We start from the raw sequence: 15,793 nt of genomic DNA on the forward strand, positions 1-15,793 counted from the left end.
AAACAAAAAACAAGCACGCCGCGAGGAAACAGCATGTCCGACTTCAAGCAGCTCAGCCGGTCCGTGAAGGGCCTGACCGTTCTCGTCACCGGCGCGGCCAGCGGCATGGGGCGCGCGACTGCGCGTGTGTTCGCAAGCGAAGGCGCGAACGTCGCCGTGACCGATTATGACGAGCAAGGCGCATTATCCGTCGCCAGGGAGATCGCGGCGAGCGGCGGTTCGGCGACGGCCTGGAAACTCGATGTCGCCGACGGCGGCGAGATCAAGCGTGTCGTCGGCGATGTGGCGTCGCAATTCGGCGGGCTCGACATCGTCGTCAACAATGCCGGCATCTCCGTCCGCGTCGCGATCGACGACGAATCCTACGAGGACGCCTGGGCCAAGGGCATCGCCGTGATGCTGACGGCGCATCCGCGCATCATCCGCGCCGCGCTGCCGCATCTGCGCAAGTCGAAAAGCCCGCGCATCGTCAACATCGCCTCGACAGAGGCGCTCGGCGCCACCGCATTGCACAGCCCCTATTCGGCGGCGAAGGGCGGCGTCGCCAGCCTCACCCGCTCGCTCGCGGTGGAGCTCGGCCGCGAGGGCATCACCGTCAACTGCATCTGTCCGGGGCCGATCCGCACGGCAATTACCGACCGCATCTCGGAGGAGCACAAGGCCATCTACGCCAAGCGCCGCACCGCGCTCGGCCGCTACGGCGACCCCGAAGAAGTCGCGCATATGACGCTGAGCCTGTGCCTGCCGGCCGCGTCGTTCCTCACCGGTGCCGTGATCCCGGTCGACGGCGGCCTGATGGCACGCAATGCGTGAGAGCCATGCGCGCCGAGCGTTGACATCTGACGAAGCAGGAGTAGCTTTTTCTTCAATAGAGCGGAACAACCGCTCGCGGTTCGCGGGAGAAATGCCATGACGATCGCCATCCGGCAGCTTCACAAACATTTTGTCGGCGAGGTTTCCGGCCTCGATTTGCGAAAGCCCCTCACCGAGACCGAGGCGCGCGAGGTCGAAGCCGCCATGGACAAATACGCGGTGCTGGTCTTCCATGACCAGGACATCACCGACGAGCAGCAGATGGCCTTTGCGCTGAATTTCGGTCAGCGCGAGGACGCGCGCGGCGGCACCGTGACCAAGGCGCAGGACTACCGGCTCCAGTCGGGCCTCAACGACGTGTCCAATCTCGGCAAGGACGGCAGGCCGCTGGCGAAAGACAGTCGCACGCATCTGTTCAATCTCGGCAACTGCCTGTGGCATTCCGACAGCTCGTTCCGTCCCATCCCGGCGAAATTCTCGCTGCTGTCGGCGCGCGTGGTGAACCCCAAGGGCGGCAACACCGAATTCGCCGACATGCGCGCCGCCTATGACGCGCTCGACGACGAGACCAAGACGGAGATCGACGATCTCGTCTGCGAGCACTCGCTGATGTATTCGCGGGGATCGCTCGGCTTCACCGAATACACCGACGACGAGAAGCAGATGTTCAAGCCGGTGCTGCAACGGCTGGTGCGGACGCACCCGGTGCATCGGCGCAGGTCGCTGTATCTGTCATCGCATGCCGGCAAGATCGTCGGCATGAGCGTGCCGGAGGGCCGGCTGCTGCTGCGCGACCTCAACGAGCACGCGACGCAGCCGGAATTCGTCTACATCCACAAATGGAAGCTGCATGACCTCGTGATGTGGGACAACCGCCAGACCATGCACCGCGTCCGCCGCTACGACCAGTCGCAACCGCGCGACATGCGGAGGGCGACGGTGGCGGGAACGGAGCCGACGGTGCAGCAGCAGGCGGCGGAGTAAACGCGGCACATTCCGTGTATCATTGAGAGCGAGGGCGCCTCAACAACCTCCGTCATTGCGAGCGAAGCGAAGCAATCCAGAATCTTTCACCGGATTGCTTCGTCGCAAATGCTCCTCGCAATGACGACTGTGAGAGCTATGTCACGCCATCACCAGCTACGCGTGCCCGGCCTCGTTCGAGAGCATGCCGGGATCGATGCCGATCTTGCGGAGCGCACGGCCGTATTTTTCGTCGACGTCGTCGCCGAAGATCAGATCAGCATCCGCATCGCAATGCAGCCAGCCGTTGCTCTGGATCTCGGTCTCGAGCTGGCCCGGCGCCCAACCGGCATAGCCGAGCGCGAGGATGGCGTGCTTGGGGCCGGAGCCGTTGGCGATCGCGCGCAGGATATCCACGGTTGCGGTGAGGCAGACGCCGTCGTCGATCCGGAGCGTCGCGTTCTCGATGTAGAAATCGCTGGAATGCAGCACAAACCCGCGCCCGGTGTCGACCGGACCACCGCGGAGTACCTTCATGCTTTCGGCATTCTCGGGCAGCCTGATGTGCTCGCCCTTCTTGATGATGCCGAGCTGCTGCAGAAGCTCGGGAAAGTCGATGCTGCCGGCCGGATGGTTGACGATGATACCCATCGCACCCTCGGCGGAATGGGCGCAGAGATAGATCACCGAGCGCTCGAAGCGCTCATCGCCCATCACGGGCATCGCGATCAAAAGCCGGCCGTCGAGGTAGTCGGCCGAACTGGGCGGCGCGAGGCTCGCGCCGCGGGTGCTTTCGCCCGTTCTCTTGCCTGTGGGAGCCATCGGTGAAGCACTCCGGTTTCAATTCCTATCCTGATGTCGGGCCGGCCCGCTGTCAAATCAAGGCTTGCAGAGACCTGAATCAGGTGCATCCATCACAAGCATTTCAATGGTTTGCCCCGTGGCGACCTTGTAAAGACGTGCGATGCTGACAAGAGTTCCCAGACGTGCGGCGATCGGCGTCGCGACAATCTTGCTCGCGTCGTCACTGGCGCTTGCGGCCCGCGCCGACGACGCCTCGCCGTGGCAACGCGACGGACATTCCGCGGTGCGGTTGCTCGCGGGGTCGCGCAGCGGCGCGGTCCTGCTCGGCGGGATCGCCTTCCAGATCCAGCCCGGGTGGAAGACCTATTGGCGAACGCCCGGCGATTCCGGTGTTCCGCCGCGGTTCGACTTCTCGAAGTCGGACAATGTCGAGGCGGTGACGATCATGTGGCCGGCGCCGCAGAAATTCGATGACGGCGCAGGTGGCCATTCGATCGGCTATCACGACCAGGTCGTGCTGCCCTTGCGCATCGTCGCCAAGGCCGCCGACAAACCGGTGACGCTGCGCGCCGAGATCAACTACGCGATCTGCGAAAAGCTCTGCATTCCCGTCGAAGCCAATGCCGAACTCGGCTTCAACAGCGTCGCCTCGACCGAGGACGCCAATCTGCGTGCAGCGCTCGACACCGTGCCGAAGCCAGCCACGATCGGCGATCCCAACCCGCTCACCATACGCGACGTCAAGCGCGACGGCGCCAAATACGTGGTGGTCGACGTGGTCGCGCCTGCGGACGCGCGCAACGTCAATCTGTTCGTGGAAGGGCCGACACTGGACTGGTCGTTGCCGATTCCGGCACTGGTCGAGCATGGTCCGCCCGGGGTGAAGCGCTTCTCCTTCGAACTCGATGGGCTGCCCCCGGGCGCCAAGCCCGAGGGCGCAGCGTTGAAGTTCACACTGGTCGGGCCGGAGAAGTCGTACGAGTTCAACACGAATCTGGAGTGATCCGGTCGTCCCGCGGGTGCACGCCCACCCAACCGAATCTTAACGAATGGTTGCTAATTCCAGGCGTTGCCGCATCAAGCCTGCGGCAGCATGCGCGTGCGCCCTGGGGATCTCGAATTGGCCGTGATGGATGCAGAACCCGCTACGACCGGACCGACCGGGCTGATCGCGCGGCTGCGCGCCAGGTTGACGGGCGGATCGAGCGAGGCGTCGCTGACGCGGCGGCTGGCTGGGACCATCTTCATCATCCGCGTGATCAGCGCGGGCCTTGCCTATGTCTCGCAAGTGCTGCTGGCGCGTTGGATGGGGACGTCCGACTACGGCATCTATGTCTATGTCTGGACCTGGGTGCTCCTGCTCGGCAGCATGCTGGATTTCGGCATCTCGGCGTCCGCGCAAAAATCATTCCGGAGTACCGCACCGGCGCCGAGCATGCGCTGCTGCGCGGCTTCCTCTCCGGCAGCCGCTGGCTCACCTTTGCCGGCTCCGCGCTGGTGTCGCTCGGGCTTGCCGGCATCGTCAGGCTGGCATCGCCCTGGCTCGATCCGGCCGAGGTGCTGCCGCTCTATATCGGCTGCATGACGCTGCCGGCCTTCGTCGTCGCCAACACCCAGGACGGCATCGCGCGCTCGCATGACTGGATGCGGCTCGGATTGATGCCGCAATTCATCGTCCGCCAGGCGCTGATCATTGGCATCACGGCCTGCGCCTTCCTGCTCGGCTACCACATCGGCGCGATCGCCGCGATGGCTGCCAGCGCCGGCGCGGTCTGGATCGCGATGACCGGGCAGATGGTGGTGCTGAACCGCAAGCTGGCCGATCACATCGAGCCCGGCCCCAAGGCCTACGATGTCGGCGGCTGGCTCGCTGTGTCGCTGCCGATCCTGCTGGTGGAGAGCTTCTACCTGCTGCTGTCCTACACCGACGTGCTGGTGCTCCAGCAATTCCGTCCCTCCGACGAGGTCGGCGTCTACTTCGCGGTGGTGAAGACGCTGGCGCTGGTCTCGTTCATCCACTACGCGATGTCGGCGACCACGGCGCATCGCTTCGCCGAATACAACGCGAGCGGCGACAAGGCGCGCCTGTCGGCCTATGTCACATATGCCATCAACTGGACGTTCTGGCCCTCGCTGGCGGCGACCATCGTGCTGCTCGCGTTCGGCAAGCCGCTGCTCTGGCTGTTCGGGCCGCAATTCACGGTCGGCTACGACATCATGTTCGTCGCTGCGATCGGCCTCGTGGTGCGCTCCGCGATTGGGCCCGTTGAGCGCCTGCTCAACATGCTCGGCCAGCAGAAGATCTGCGCGCTGGCCTACGCGCTGGCCTTCGTGATGAACGTCGTGCTCTGCATCGCGCTGGTGCCACGCTACGGCGGCCACGGCGCCGCGGCCGCGACCTCGATCTCGCTCAGCTTCGAGACGGTCCTGCTGTTCTGGATCGTGCGGCGGCGGCTCGGCCTGCACGTGCTGGCGTTTGGCAAGAGCACGAATTGAGACGCGTCAGCCGTTCTGCAACGCGACGGCTCCGGCATCCCCGACCAGCAGCGCATCGAGCATCTTGCGGCCCGAATTGTCCGCCTGCATCAGCGGGTCGGACTTGAACATCGCCTTGAGGAAACTCGAGACGGCGCGGATGCGCGGCACGAACTGCAGATCGCCGTGAACGTTGATCCAGACGTCACGCGACGTCGTGATCTTCTCGTGCAGCACGGGGATGAGATCGGCACGGCCGGCAACGGCGAAACTCGGCAGCAGCACGAGGCCAATGCCACCGGCCGCGGCGTTCATCTGCGCGATCATGCTGTTGGAGTGGAAGCTCACCGGCGGGTTGCGGACGATGTCGTCGAGCCAACGCACCGAATCCAGCTGGATCAGATCGTCGATATAGGTGACGAAGCTGTGCCGGGCGAGATCCGCCGGCCGTTCGGGCATGCCTTCGCGCGCGAGATAGTCCTGTGAGCCGTACAGGCCAAGCTGAAAGCTGCCGAGCCGCTCGGACACCATGCCCTGCCCCGGCGGGCGAAAGAAGCTGAGGAAGAGGTCGGCCTCGCGCCGGTTCACCGAGACCGCCTGCGGCGATGTCAGCAGCTCGACCGTCAGATCGGGATAGCGCTGCCGCAGCGGCGCAAAACGAAACGCCAGATATAGCGAGGCGATGCCTTCCATCGTCGCGAGCCTGACGCGGCCCGCCATCCGGCTGCCGCCGCGCTGCACGTCCTGATGCATCGCAATGACGGCGCTCTCGATCCGCTCGGCGTGACAGAGCAACCGCTCGCCGGCCTCGTTGATACGCAAACCCTGAGGCGAGCGTTCGAACAACGTCGCACCGAGCGTGCATTCCAGATGCGCGATCCGGCGACTGATGGTGGATTGGTCGACCCGCAGCCGTTTGGCCGCGCTGGCGAGGCTTCCGCCGCGCGCCACGTGAAGGAAGATCTTGAGATCGTCCCAGTCGAGCGAATTGAACTCCTGCATACCTCTCCAGACAGCAAGCGCTATGCCAGCGCGGCTCGGTGGGACGGATTGTCGCCCTGTGCAAGCCGTCTTGCAGGATTCTCTGTATCGAGGTGTCCGGAGCACCATTAGCCTGTCCTGAACAAGGACAAAGCCATGCTTCCCCGCTTCAAGGCCGCCGCGGTGCATGCCGCGCCGGTGTTTCTCGACCGTTCAGCGACCACAAAAAGGCAATCTCGCTCATCCGGGAGGCAGCCGCCGCCGGCGCGGAAATCGTGGCCTTCTCCGAGACCTTCATTCCCGCGTTCCCGGTGTGGGCCGCGCTTTGGGCTCCGATCGACAACCACGATCTGTTCGTGCGCATGGCGGACCAGTCGGTGCTGGTCGACGGCCCCGAGATCAAGGCGATCCGGGATGAAGCGCGTTCGCTCGGCATCGTGATCTCGATCGGCATCAGCGAGAAGTCGCCGGCAAGCGTCGGTGCCATCTGGAATACCAACCTCCTGATCGGCGAGGACGGCGAGATCCTCAACCATCACCGCAAGCTGGTACCGACCTTTTACGAGAAGCTGATCTGGGCCAGCGGAGACGGGGCGGGCCTGCGCGTGGTCGACACCCGGATCGGCAAGATCGGGCAGCTGATCTGCGGCGAGAACACCAACCCATTGGCACGCTATTCGCTGATGGCGCAGGGTGAGCAGTTACATATCTCGAGCTGGCCGCCGGTCTGGCCGACCCGCCGGCCAGCGGGCGGCGGCAACTACCATATCGCCGCAGCGACCCGGATCCGGGCGAGTGCGCATTGCTTCGAGGCAAAGGTGTTCGGCCTCGTCACCGCGGGTGTGCTCGACAAGGCGGCACGCGACATGCTGGTGGCGCGCGATGCCGCCGCCGCCGCCGTGCTCGACGCGACGCCGCGCGCAGAAACGTTTTTCCTCGATCCGACCGGCGAGCAGATCGGCGAAGCGCTGCGCGACGAGGAAGGCATCCTCTACGCCGAGATCGATCTCAACCGCTGCGTCGAGCCGAAGCAGTTTCACGACGTGGTCGGCTACTACAACCGGTTCGACATTTTCGACCTCAGCGTCAATCGCCGCCGGCTCAACCCCGTCTCCTTCACCGGAAGCGCGGCGTCCCAGCCGGACGCGGAGAGCGATCACATCGATGCCGGATCCTGAGCCCGGTCCGTATCCAACCGCAATCCACCTGCCGATTCGGCGGTGATGAACATGGAAGGTGAGTCATGAAGCTTGACCGTCGTCAGATTCTGCTCGGAAGCGCCGGCGCCGCAGCCGGTCTCGTGCTTCCAGGTGGCGCAGCCTGGGCCCAGACGCCGGCCAGCATCGGCACCTTCCCGGACGGCGTCACCGCGGATTCCGTATTCATCGGCTTGACCATTCCGCTCACCGGCGTCTTCTCCGGCGACGGTGGCGATCTCAAGCTTGGTTACGAGCTTGCGATCTCGGAGATCAACGCGGGCAGCGATGCCGCGAAGAAATGGGGATTGCAGGGCAAGGGCGTGCTCGGCCGCCAGATCCGCTACAAGGTGTCGGACACCGAGGGCAAGCCCAATCTCGACGTGCAGAGCGCCACGCAGTTCATCCAGCGCGACAAGGCGATCATGCTGTCGGGGTCGGTATCGAGCGCCAGCGCGATCGCGCTGGAGGAATTGGGCTCGCGCGAAAAGGTGCTCTACATGGTGGGCATCGCCGGCTCCAACGACATCACCGGCAAGAACTGCCAGCGTTACGGCTTCCGCTCGCAGCAGAACGCCTACATGGCCGCCAAGGCGCTCGCGCCCGTCGTCGCCAAGGCGCTCGGCAAGAACATGAAGACTGCGTTCCTGGTGCCCGACTACACCTACGGCCACACCGTCTATGACAGCTTCGCGAAGTTCTCGAAGGAACAGGGCTGGCAGCAGGTCGCCAAGGAAGTGGTTCCGCTCGGCACAACAGACTACTCCTCCGCGCTGCTCAACATCGCCAACAGCGGCGCCGACGTGTTCGTCAACATCGCCTTCGGTGCCGACGCCGTCGCCTCGACCAAGCAGGCCGAGCAGTTCGGCGTGCTCAAGAAGATGAAGCTGGTGGTGCCGAACCTGTCCTCGTTCCAGGACAAGGAACTCGGCGCCGAGATCATGCAGGGCGTCTATGGCAGCTGCGACTTCTGGTGGACGCTGTCGGACCGCTATCCGCTCGCGAAGAGTTTCGTCGACGCCTTCGTCGCCAAGAACAAATATCACCCGCGCTGGGGCGCCCATATCGGCTACATGCAGACCTATCTCTGGGCGATGACAGTCGAACGGGTCAAGAGCTTCAATCCGGTCGAGGTCATCAAGGCAATGGAGGCCTCGAAGGAGCAGCCCTACGAGACCACGATCGGCAAGGTCTATTTCCGCGCCGAGGACCACCAGATGGTGCGCCCGATCCCGATCCTGCGCGGCAAGGCACCGGCGGAGATGAAGGGGCCCGAGGATTATTACGAGATCGTCGACGTCGCCGAAGGCGAAAGCGTGATGAATCCGCCGGACCTGTTCGGCTGCAAGCTCGGCCCCTATACCTGAGCCGCCCAAATGCCAAGCTGGCCCGCCCTCGCCTCGCAGGCCTTCAACGGCCTGGCCCTCGGTTCGCTGCTGGCGCTCGTCAGCAGCGGCCTGACCATCATCCTGGGCACGCTCGGTGTCCTGAACTTCGCTCACGGCGCATTGTTCGCCGTGGGCGCCTATGCCGCCTTCGTCATGCTGCAATACACCCAGTCGTTCCTGCTCGCGATCGCGGTCGGCTGCGGCTTCATGCTGGTGCTCGGCTTTCTGCTCGAGCGCCTGATCATCCGTTTCTTCTACGGCCGGCCGCATGAAGACCAGATCCTCGTCACCTACGGCATCGGGATCGTGCTCGTGGAGTGCGTGCGCGCCGTCTTTGGCGGCAACGCGCAGCGCGTGCCGACGCCGTCATGGGGACAGGGCGCCACCCAGCTCGGCTTCCTGATCTATCCGACCTACCGCCTCCAGCTCATCGCCATCATCGCAACGCTGCTGGTCGGCCTCTATCTCGTGCTCTATCGCACGTCGATGGGTCTCGTGGTCCGCGCCGGAATCGAGAACCCCGGCATGGTCGGCATCCTCGGCATCAATCTGCGGCGCACCTTCCTGCTGGTGTTCGCGATCGGCGTCGTCGCGGTCGGCCTCGCTGGAATGCTATATGCGCCGGTCGTGGCAGTAACGCCGGACATGGGCGCGAACTTCATGGCGCAGTCCTTCGTCGTGATCGTGCTCGGCGGCCTCGGCTCGTTCCCGGGTGCCGTGGTCGGCGGCCTGATCGCCGGCGAGATCGTCAGCCTCACCAGCGCGTTCAACTCCTCCTATTCGGAGGTGATGCTCTACGCGCTGATGGCGCTGCTGCTCGTGCTGCGCCCGCAGGGCCTGTTCGGCTCGGAAGGACGGGTATGAGCATCGCACGCTCGGGCGGGCTGCGGAGCCACACTCCGGAGCTCGCGATTCTCGTCACGCTGATTGCGGCGCCTGTCGTGCTGCCGCATCTCGGCTTTTCGATCGACCTGCTGACGCGGGTGCTGAACTGGGGCCTGATCGGCCTCGGCTTCGACATCCTGTTCGGACTGGCCGGCTTGCTATCGTTCGGTCAGGCCGCGTTCTACGGTGTCGGCGGCTTCGTCACCGCGTATCTGCTGGTCTCAGGAACGCTAAGCAGCGTGTGGCTGGCGCTCGCTGCCGGCACGATTTCCGCCGGTGCGTTCGGCCTCGTCGTCGGCTGGCTCGCGGTGCGCCGCATCGGCATCTACTTCACGATGATTACGCTGGCCTTCGGTCAAATGGCCTATTTCATCGAGAACTCGCCTTTGTCGCACTACACGGGCGGCGAGAACGGCATTCCCGGCGTCCCGGTGCCCGTTCTCGGCTTCGGCGAGCATGCCATCCGCATCGGCGCAGGCTTGCCGATGTACGTGCTGTTCGCGGTGATCTTCTTCGGTGCTTACGTGCTGGCGCGCCGCATCGTGCGCTCCCCGTGGGCGCGATCTTGCTCGCGATCAAGGAGAACACCGCGCGCGTCGCGATGCTCGGCCATAACGTGCCGGCCTACAAGCTCACAGCCTTCGTCATCGCCGCGCTCTATGCGGGACTCGCCGGGGGCCTGCTCGGCTCGTTCCAGAGCTACATGCCGCCCGACGCGTTCTCGCTGGAAACGTCCGGTCAGCTCGTGGTTCAGACCATCGTCGGCGGCGCCAACACCCTGGTCGGGCCGCTGGTCGGCGCGGCCGTATGGCTTTGGCTGCGCGACAATCTCCAGCTCATTCCCGGCCTTTCCACGCTCTGGAAACTGGTGCTCGGCATCGCCTTCATCGTGCTGGTCGTGGGCCTGCGCCGCGGCATCTGCGGCGAGATCATCCATTGGTGGACCGAGCGCCGGACCCTTTCCGCACGCCGGGCCGCGGAAGCCGCGACCGAGATGATCGAGGCCGGCGGCGCGATGAAGACCGCATCGAGCAAGGACCGCGACACCACTCTGCCATTGCCGTCCCCCGCCACGGGCGAGAGCGACATTGCCCTGGAAGCCTGCGCACTGGCGCGGCACTATGGCGGCCTGAAAGCCGTCGACGGCGTTTCGTTCAAGGTTCGCTGCGGCTCCATTCACGCCGTGATCGGTCCGAACGGCGCCGGCAAGAGCACGCTGTTCAAGATGCTGCTGGACGAGGTCAGCCCGACCTCGGGTCATGTGCTGTTGTTCGGATCGCAAGTCACCGGCCACGGCGTCAGCCGGACCGCGCAGTTCGGCATCGCCAAGTCCAACCAGTTGAACCAGCTCTTTCCGAATCTCTCGGTGCGGAAGAATTTGCGCATCGCCGCCCTGGCGCGCCGCCGCGGACCGCTGCGGATCGACCTGCTGCGCACCGCCGACAGCCTGCCCGAGGTGGAGGCGCAGATCGACGCGATCATGGCGTTGCTCGACCTTGCCGTGCGCGCCGACACGCCGGCCCACATCCTCGCCTATGGTGAGAAGCGGCGACTCGAGATCGGCATGGCGCTGGCGACGAGCCCGAAGGTGCTGTTGCTCGACGAGCCCCTCGCCGGCATGAGCCCGTCGGAGCGTGCCGCGACCTGCGCACTGATCCGCGACATCGCCCAGACCTGCACCATCGTCATCGTCGAGCATGATCTCGAGGCAATCTTCGGCCTCGCCGAGCGCATCACCGTGCTCTACGAAGGCCGCCTGCTCGCCGACGGCACCGCGGACGAGATCCGTGGCAATCAGCAGGTTCAGGATGCTTATCTCGGAGGGCTTCACGCGCATGAGCCTGCTTGAAGTCGACCGCATCAACACGCTGTACGGTGATTCCCACGTCCTGTTCGATCTCTCGATCCGGGTCGAGGAGGGCGAGGTCGTGGCGCTGCTGGGGCGCAACGGCGCCGGCAAGACCACGACGCTGCGCTCGATCATGGGCGTGCTGGCCCCAAAGAGTGGCGAGATCCGGCTCGACGGCAAGCCGATCAGTGGTCTCGCTCCCTCCGCCATCGCCAACATGGGTGTGCAGCTCGTTCCTGAGGAGCGCGCGATCTTCGGCGGACTGACGGTCGAGGAGAACCTGCGCATCGCCGCCCTGACCGCGCCGAACGCCTGGTCGTTCGAGCGCATCTACGGCGTGTTTCCCCGCCTGAAGGAGCGGCGCAAGTCTCTCGGTCGCACGCTTTCGGGCGGCGAGCAGCAGATGCTCTCGATCGCCCGTGCGCTGATCCGCGACGCCCGTATCATCCTGCTCGACGAGCCGTTCGAGGGGCTGGCGCCCCTGATCGTGCGCGACCTCGTCAACGTCGCCGCCGGCCTCGCCCGCGAGGGGCGCACCATGATCGTGGTCGAGCAGAACGTCGCCGCGGCGCTGAGCTTTGCCACCCGCGTCTATGGCCTCAACAACGGCCATGTGGTGTTCGAGGGCACGTCCGCGGAACTCACCGCCAATCCGGACCTGGCGCGGGATTTCCTCGGCGTCGGAGCCTGAGCGCAGCAATCGACCATTGCCCAAAATGGCGCTGATTTGGGAGAAATGACTGCCTGGCGCCGACCTGCGACAGGATTTTTCTCTATTAGATCCAAGCGATTGCGCTGCGGGACAGGTTTATTCTACGTCGTGTTGCTCAACCGACGAGATCAACCTAAGATTCCGCAAGATGATCGATCCGCTTTACGTCGCCTCGGGGTTTGGTGTCGGCCTGCTTGTCGGAATGACCGGCGTGGGTGGCGGCTCTTTGATGACGCCACTCCTGATCCTCTTGTTCGGCATCCACCCCGCCACCGCGGTCGGAACCGACCTGCTCTATGCCGCCGCGACCAAGACCGGCGGCAGCGTCGTGCACGGCTGGGCGCGCAGCGTGCATTGGCCGGCGGTGCTGCGCCTTGCCTGCGGCAGCCTTCCGGCGAGCGCGCTGACCCTGCTCGTGCTGTGGAAGCTCGACCTCAGGAGCGATTCCGAGCGCAACCTCGTCAACCTCGTGCTGTGCTTCGCCCTGCTGCTCACCGCGACCTCGCTGATCTTCCGCAAGTCGATCATGGAGCGCTATCGCAGGCGCCTCGAACAGGTGGACGACCGCACCACCGCGATCGCGACCGTCGTCACCGGCATCGTGCTCGGCGTGCTGGTCTCGATTTCATCGGTCGGCGCCGGCGCGGTCGGCGTCACCGTGCTGCTGTTGCTCTACCCGCGCCTGCCGATGGCGACCATCGTCGGATCCGATATCGCGCACGCGGTGCCGCTGACGCTGATGGCGGGCATCGGACACTGGGCGCTTGGCGACGTCGACTGGGCCCTGATGGGCGTGTTGCTGATGGGCTCGCTGCCCGGCATCGTCGTCGGCAGCTTCAGCGCGACGCGCGTGCCGGAGACGGTGCTGCGCGTCGTTCTCGCCGGCGTGCTGTTCGCGGTCGCCGGCAAGATCATGTTCACGGAGCTGAACCTGTCGTCGGCGGTCGTGACGGCGCTGGCCTGGACGCATTGAACGCGGGAGCGGCGCCCCATTCGAGGTGCCGCGGGGTGGGCAAAGCGAAGCGTGCCCACCGCCGTTTTCGATAAGAAATAGTTCGTGGGCACGGCGCTCTCGCGCCTTTGCCCACCCTACGGCACCGCCGCTGTTACTCCGCGGTCCAACCACCGTCGATCGAGAGGTTGCTGCCGGTGATCTGCGCGGCGTCGTCGCCGCAGAGAAACAGCGCGAGCGCTGCGACCTGCTCGGAGGTGACGAATTCTTTGGTCGGCTGAGCGTCGAGCAGCACGTCGTTGATGACCTGCTCGCGCGTCAGATTGCGCGCCTTCATCGTGTCGGGGATCTGCTTCTCGACAAGCGGCGTCCAGACATAGCCGGGGCTGATGCAATTGCAGGTGATCTTGTGGGTCGCGACTTCCAGCGCAACGGTCTTGGTCAGGCCGGCGATGCCGTGCTTGGCCGACACGTAGGCTGACTTGAAGGGCGAGGCGACCAGCGAGTGCGCCGACGCCGTGTTGATGATACGGCCCCAGCCCTTCTTCTTCATGCCGGGGACGGCCGCGCGAATGGCGTGGAAGGCCGAGGACAGGTTGATCGCGATGATCTGGTCCCACTTCTCGATCGGGAATTCCTCGATCGGCGAGACGAACTGGATGCCGGCATTGTTGACGAGAATGTCAACCGAACCGAAGCTCTTCTCGCCCAGAGCGATCATCTCGGCGATCTCCGCCGGCTTGGTCATGTCGGCGGGCGAGTAGACCGCCTTGACGCCGAAATCGGACTCGATCTTCGCGCGCTCCTTCTCGATGTCCGCCGGTGAGCCGAAGCCGTTGATGACGACATTGGCGCCGGCGCCGGCGAAGGCGCGCGCATAAGCAAGCCCGATGCCGCTGGTCGACCCGGTCACGACGGCGTTCTTGCCTGACAGACTACCCATATCATTCGCTCCTTTTTGGCGGGGGCGCAGTGACGTCCCCCGTGAGATCGTAGGTCACCATGGTCTCGCCGGACTGCGGCCGCTCGAGCTCAATCCTTGTGGCGCATCGACTGATGCACGTCGTGCACGCCGGCTTCCCAATGCTCGACCATGGCGACATGCGAGAAGTCGTAGTCCTTGGACGAGGATTCGTAGTTTTTGCTGCGGTAGATCAGATGCACCACGGTGACGGTGCTTTCACGCGATACCTTCGCGAGGAATTCCACGGAAGGGTCGTTCTTGAGATAATCGGGCAATTTGGAAATCAGGTCGCGCACGGCCCTGCGGGCGTTGTGGATCTGCTTGTTCTTGTCGGTGTTCATCCGCGTCCGGCTGGAAAAGCGGATGTCCTTCTCGCGCTCGGTGGCCTCGAGCAGGGAATTCGGCAGGTCACCCCGCGCGCTGAACAGGTCGACCTGGAAGATCAGCATGTCGCGATCGACCTCGGCATCGAGCACATAGTCGAGCGGCGTGTTGGAGGCGATGCCGCCGTCCCAGTAGTGCTCGCCGTCGATCACGACGGACGGAAAGCCCGGCGGCAGCGCGCCGGAGGCCATGATGTGCTCGGGGCCGATGGTCTTGCCGAGCTTCTTGAATTCGTAATTGTCGAAATATTTGAAGTTGCCGGAGGTGACGCCGACGGCGCCGACCGACAGACGCGTCTTCAGGTCGTTGATGCGATCGAAATCGACCAGCCGCTCCAGCGTCTTCTTCAGCGGCGCGGTGTCGTAATAGCTCTCGGCCTGCGGGCTGCCGGGGGCCAGAGCGGTGCGGGCGGAACGCGCGGTGTAAAGAAGCCAGGCACGCCGAAGGTCGCGATCAGCGCGGCGCTGGTCGAATTGAACAGCTCGCGGCTATGGTCGCTCTTGCCGATCGGTTTCCACGGCACCGGCGCCGAGACCATCTCCCAGAATTCCTTGAGCCGCTTGACGCGGGTGGGGCCTTCATTGCCGGCAATGATGGCGGCATTGACCGCGCCGATCGAAATGCCGGCGACCCATTCCGGCTCGAAGCCGTAGCCGCACAGCGACTGATAGGCGCCGGCCTGATAGGAGCCGAGCGCGCCGCCCCCTGCAACACCAGGACGCGTTGCGCATTCGCAGGGACGCTGGCGGATTCAGGACTGGTGTGATCGGTCATTCGGAAACAATAGCAGATGACGAGCGACCGTGGCGACTGATCGCCGCGGCGTCAATGCATCCCGGGATCAAGTCTGGCTTATCGGGGGTCCGTCGAGGCCAGGATCATGGTCCAGAACACCTTGTACTTGGTGCCCGGAGCATAGCTCGCCGCGATGCCCAATTTTGTGACACCGCCCTTGAGCATGTTGGCACGGTGCGGGGGCGAGTCGCGCCAGCCGGAAAACGCTTCCGCCAGCGTATGATAGCCGGCCGAGATGTTCTCGACCGCCACGGTCGCGGGATATCCGCCGGCGGCAAGGCGCTTGGCCAGCGGTGCACGGACGTCATGGTCCATCTTGTTGGCCGCCGCCATGGCATTGGACTGGGATTCAGCGAGCCGCATCAGATCGGGGTCGATCACCACGGTGCCGAGGGCGTTGTTCTGGCGGTATTGCGAGATCATGATCGCGGCCGCCTGGGCATCGAGCTTGGTGCCCGGGACCGCCATGTCGGCATACATCGACGGCTGCTGCTGGATCGGTGCCTCATTGCCGGCACAGCCGGCGAGAAGCAAAGCAATGAGTATCGCGGCCGCAGCGCGCATGAATCGGGCCCCCAAAGGAAGGGCCGTTGTTGCATACCAACCGTGGCTGAAAGGTGAATTTTGAGGAA

At 64.7% G+C, this 15,793-nt stretch carries 11 protein-coding genes and 4 pseudogenes; 10 read left to right on the forward strand and 5 right to left on the reverse strand.

All coding sequences use genetic code 11. The features are described from left to right. The first annotated feature begins 33 nt into the window (after positions 1-33). Both ACQ86E_RS09695 and ACQ86E_RS09700 read left to right on the forward strand, forming a co-directional pair. Positions 34-813, forward strand: coding sequence for an SDR family NAD(P)-dependent oxidoreductase (locus ACQ86E_RS09695; RefSeq protein ID WP_431205198.1), 780 nt, complete (start codon positions 34-36; stop codon positions 811-813). 96 nt (positions 814-909) lie between these two features. After that, complete coding sequence (locus tag ACQ86E_RS09700) at positions 910-1,797, forward strand: TauD/TfdA dioxygenase family protein (RefSeq protein WP_431205199.1); 888 nt, start codon at positions 910-912, stop codon at positions 1,795-1,797. Between the two features lie 156 nt (positions 1,798-1,953). Here ACQ86E_RS09700 and ACQ86E_RS09705 read toward each other — a convergent pair whose 3' ends face one another. After that, a complete protein-coding gene (locus ACQ86E_RS09705; protein ID WP_375312578.1) occupies positions 1,954-2,598 on the reverse strand; it encodes a YqgE/AlgH family protein in 645 nt (214 codons plus the stop codon). Between the two features lie 142 nt (positions 2,599-2,740). On the opposite strand from ACQ86E_RS09705, the gene ACQ86E_RS09710 reads away from it, so the two are divergent. Both ACQ86E_RS09710 and ACQ86E_RS09715 read left to right on the forward strand, forming a co-directional pair. Further along, positions 2,741-3,583 (forward strand): protein-disulfide reductase DsbD domain-containing protein, encoded by an 843-nt coding sequence (locus tag ACQ86E_RS09710; RefSeq protein WP_431205200.1) that lies wholly within the window; start codon positions 2,741-2,743, stop codon positions 3,581-3,583. 117 nt (positions 3,584-3,700) lie between these two features. Next, positions 3,701-5,076: pseudogene (locus ACQ86E_RS09715) on the forward strand (lipopolysaccharide biosynthesis protein). Positions 5,077-5,082: 6 nt separating this feature from the next. On the opposite strand, the gene ACQ86E_RS09720 reads toward ACQ86E_RS09715, so the two are convergent. After that, positions 5,083-6,057: a LysR family transcriptional regulator gene (locus ACQ86E_RS09720; protein ID WP_431205201.1), complete on the reverse strand. Its 975-nt coding sequence runs from the start codon at positions 6,055-6,057 to the stop codon at positions 5,083-5,085. Positions 6,058-6,192: 135 nt separating this feature from the next. Here ACQ86E_RS09720 and ACQ86E_RS09725 point away from each other — a divergent pair. From ACQ86E_RS09725 to ACQ86E_RS09750, 6 genes and pseudogenes are all read left to right on the forward strand, one after another. Beyond that, a pseudogene (locus ACQ86E_RS09725) lies at positions 6,193-7,214 on the forward strand (carbon-nitrogen hydrolase family protein). 65 nt (positions 7,215-7,279) lie between these two features. After that, complete coding sequence (locus ACQ86E_RS09730; RefSeq protein ID WP_431205202.1) at positions 7,280-8,599, forward strand: substrate-binding protein; 1,320 nt, start codon at positions 7,280-7,282, stop codon at positions 8,597-8,599. Positions 8,600-8,608: 9 nt separating this feature from the next. Beyond that, complete coding sequence (locus ACQ86E_RS09735) at positions 8,609-9,484, forward strand: branched-chain amino acid ABC transporter permease (protein ID WP_014439677.1); 876 nt, start codon at positions 8,609-8,611, stop codon at positions 9,482-9,484. Then, positions 9,481-11,354: pseudogene (locus ACQ86E_RS09740) on the forward strand (ATP-binding cassette domain-containing protein). The gene ACQ86E_RS09735 and the pseudogene ACQ86E_RS09740 overlap by 4 nt, the downstream one beginning before the upstream one ends. Next, positions 11,341-12,045 carry an ABC transporter ATP-binding protein gene (locus tag ACQ86E_RS09745; protein ID WP_431205203.1) on the forward strand — a complete coding sequence of 235 codons (705 nt, stop codon included), beginning with the start codon at positions 11,341-11,343 and terminating at the stop codon, positions 12,043-12,045. Before ACQ86E_RS09740 ends, ACQ86E_RS09745 begins: the two are co-directional and overlap by 14 nt. Positions 12,046-12,214: 169 nt before the next feature. Next, positions 12,215-13,039 carry a sulfite exporter TauE/SafE family protein gene (locus ACQ86E_RS09750; RefSeq protein WP_431205204.1) on the forward strand — a complete coding sequence of 275 codons (825 nt, stop codon included), beginning with the start codon at positions 12,215-12,217 and terminating at the stop codon, positions 13,037-13,039. Between the two features lie 133 nt (positions 13,040-13,172). Here ACQ86E_RS09750 and ACQ86E_RS09755 read toward each other — a convergent pair whose 3' ends face one another. From ACQ86E_RS09755 to ACQ86E_RS09765, 3 genes and pseudogenes are all read right to left on the reverse strand, one after another. Then, a complete protein-coding gene (locus ACQ86E_RS09755) occupies positions 13,173-13,961 on the reverse strand; it encodes a 3-hydroxybutyrate dehydrogenase (RefSeq protein WP_431205205.1) in 789 nt (262 codons plus the stop codon). 1 nt (position 13,962) lies between these two features. Further along, positions 13,963-15,140, reverse strand: a pseudogene (locus ACQ86E_RS09760) (DUF3734 domain-containing protein). A gap of 78 nt (positions 15,141-15,218) precedes the next feature. Beyond that, the gene (locus ACQ86E_RS09765) at positions 15,219-15,725 is read right to left on the reverse strand and encodes a CAP domain-containing protein (protein ID WP_041748040.1); all 507 of its coding nucleotides are present in this window, start codon (positions 15,723-15,725) and stop codon (positions 15,219-15,221) included. Between the last annotated feature and the right edge of the window lie 68 nt (positions 15,726-15,793).

Source organism: Bradyrhizobium betae, assembly GCF_050632175.1.
GTDB classification, from domain to species: Bacteria; Pseudomonadota; Alphaproteobacteria; order Rhizobiales; family Xanthobacteraceae; genus Bradyrhizobium; species Bradyrhizobium betae_B.

Coding starts and splice junctions, on each gene's coding strand:
- ACQ86E_RS09735 (WP_014439677.1), top strand. CDS start 8,609: ATGCCAAGCTGGCCCGCCCTCGCCTCGCAGGCCTTCAACGGCCTGGCC.
- ACQ86E_RS09750 (WP_431205204.1), top strand. CDS start 12,215: ATGATCGATCCGCTTTACGTCGCCTCGGGGTTTGGTGTCGGCCTGCTT.
- ACQ86E_RS09730 (WP_431205202.1), top strand. CDS start 7,280: ATGAAGCTTGACCGTCGTCAGATTCTGCTCGGAAGCGCCGGCGCCGCA.
- ACQ86E_RS09695 (WP_431205198.1), top strand. CDS start 34: ATGTCCGACTTCAAGCAGCTCAGCCGGTCCGTGAAGGGCCTGACCGTT.
- ACQ86E_RS09705 (WP_375312578.1), bottom strand. CDS start 2,598: ATGGCTCCCACAGGCAAGAGAACGGGCGAAAGCACCCGCGGCGCGAGC.
- ACQ86E_RS09720 (WP_431205201.1), bottom strand. CDS start 6,057: ATGCAGGAGTTCAATTCGCTCGACTGGGACGATCTCAAGATCTTCCTT.
- ACQ86E_RS09755 (WP_431205205.1), bottom strand. CDS start 13,961: ATGGGTAGTCTGTCAGGCAAGAACGCCGTCGTGACCGGGTCGACCAGC.
- ACQ86E_RS09765 (WP_041748040.1), bottom strand. CDS start 15,725: ATGCGCGCTGCGGCCGCGATACTCATTGCTTTGCTTCTCGCCGGCTGT.
- ACQ86E_RS09700 (WP_431205199.1), top strand. CDS start 910: ATGACGATCGCCATCCGGCAGCTTCACAAACATTTTGTCGGCGAGGTT.
- ACQ86E_RS09745 (WP_431205203.1), top strand. CDS start 11,341: ATGAGCCTGCTTGAAGTCGACCGCATCAACACGCTGTACGGTGATTCC.
- ACQ86E_RS09710 (WP_431205200.1), top strand. CDS start 2,741: ATGCTGACAAGAGTTCCCAGACGTGCGGCGATCGGCGTCGCGACAATC.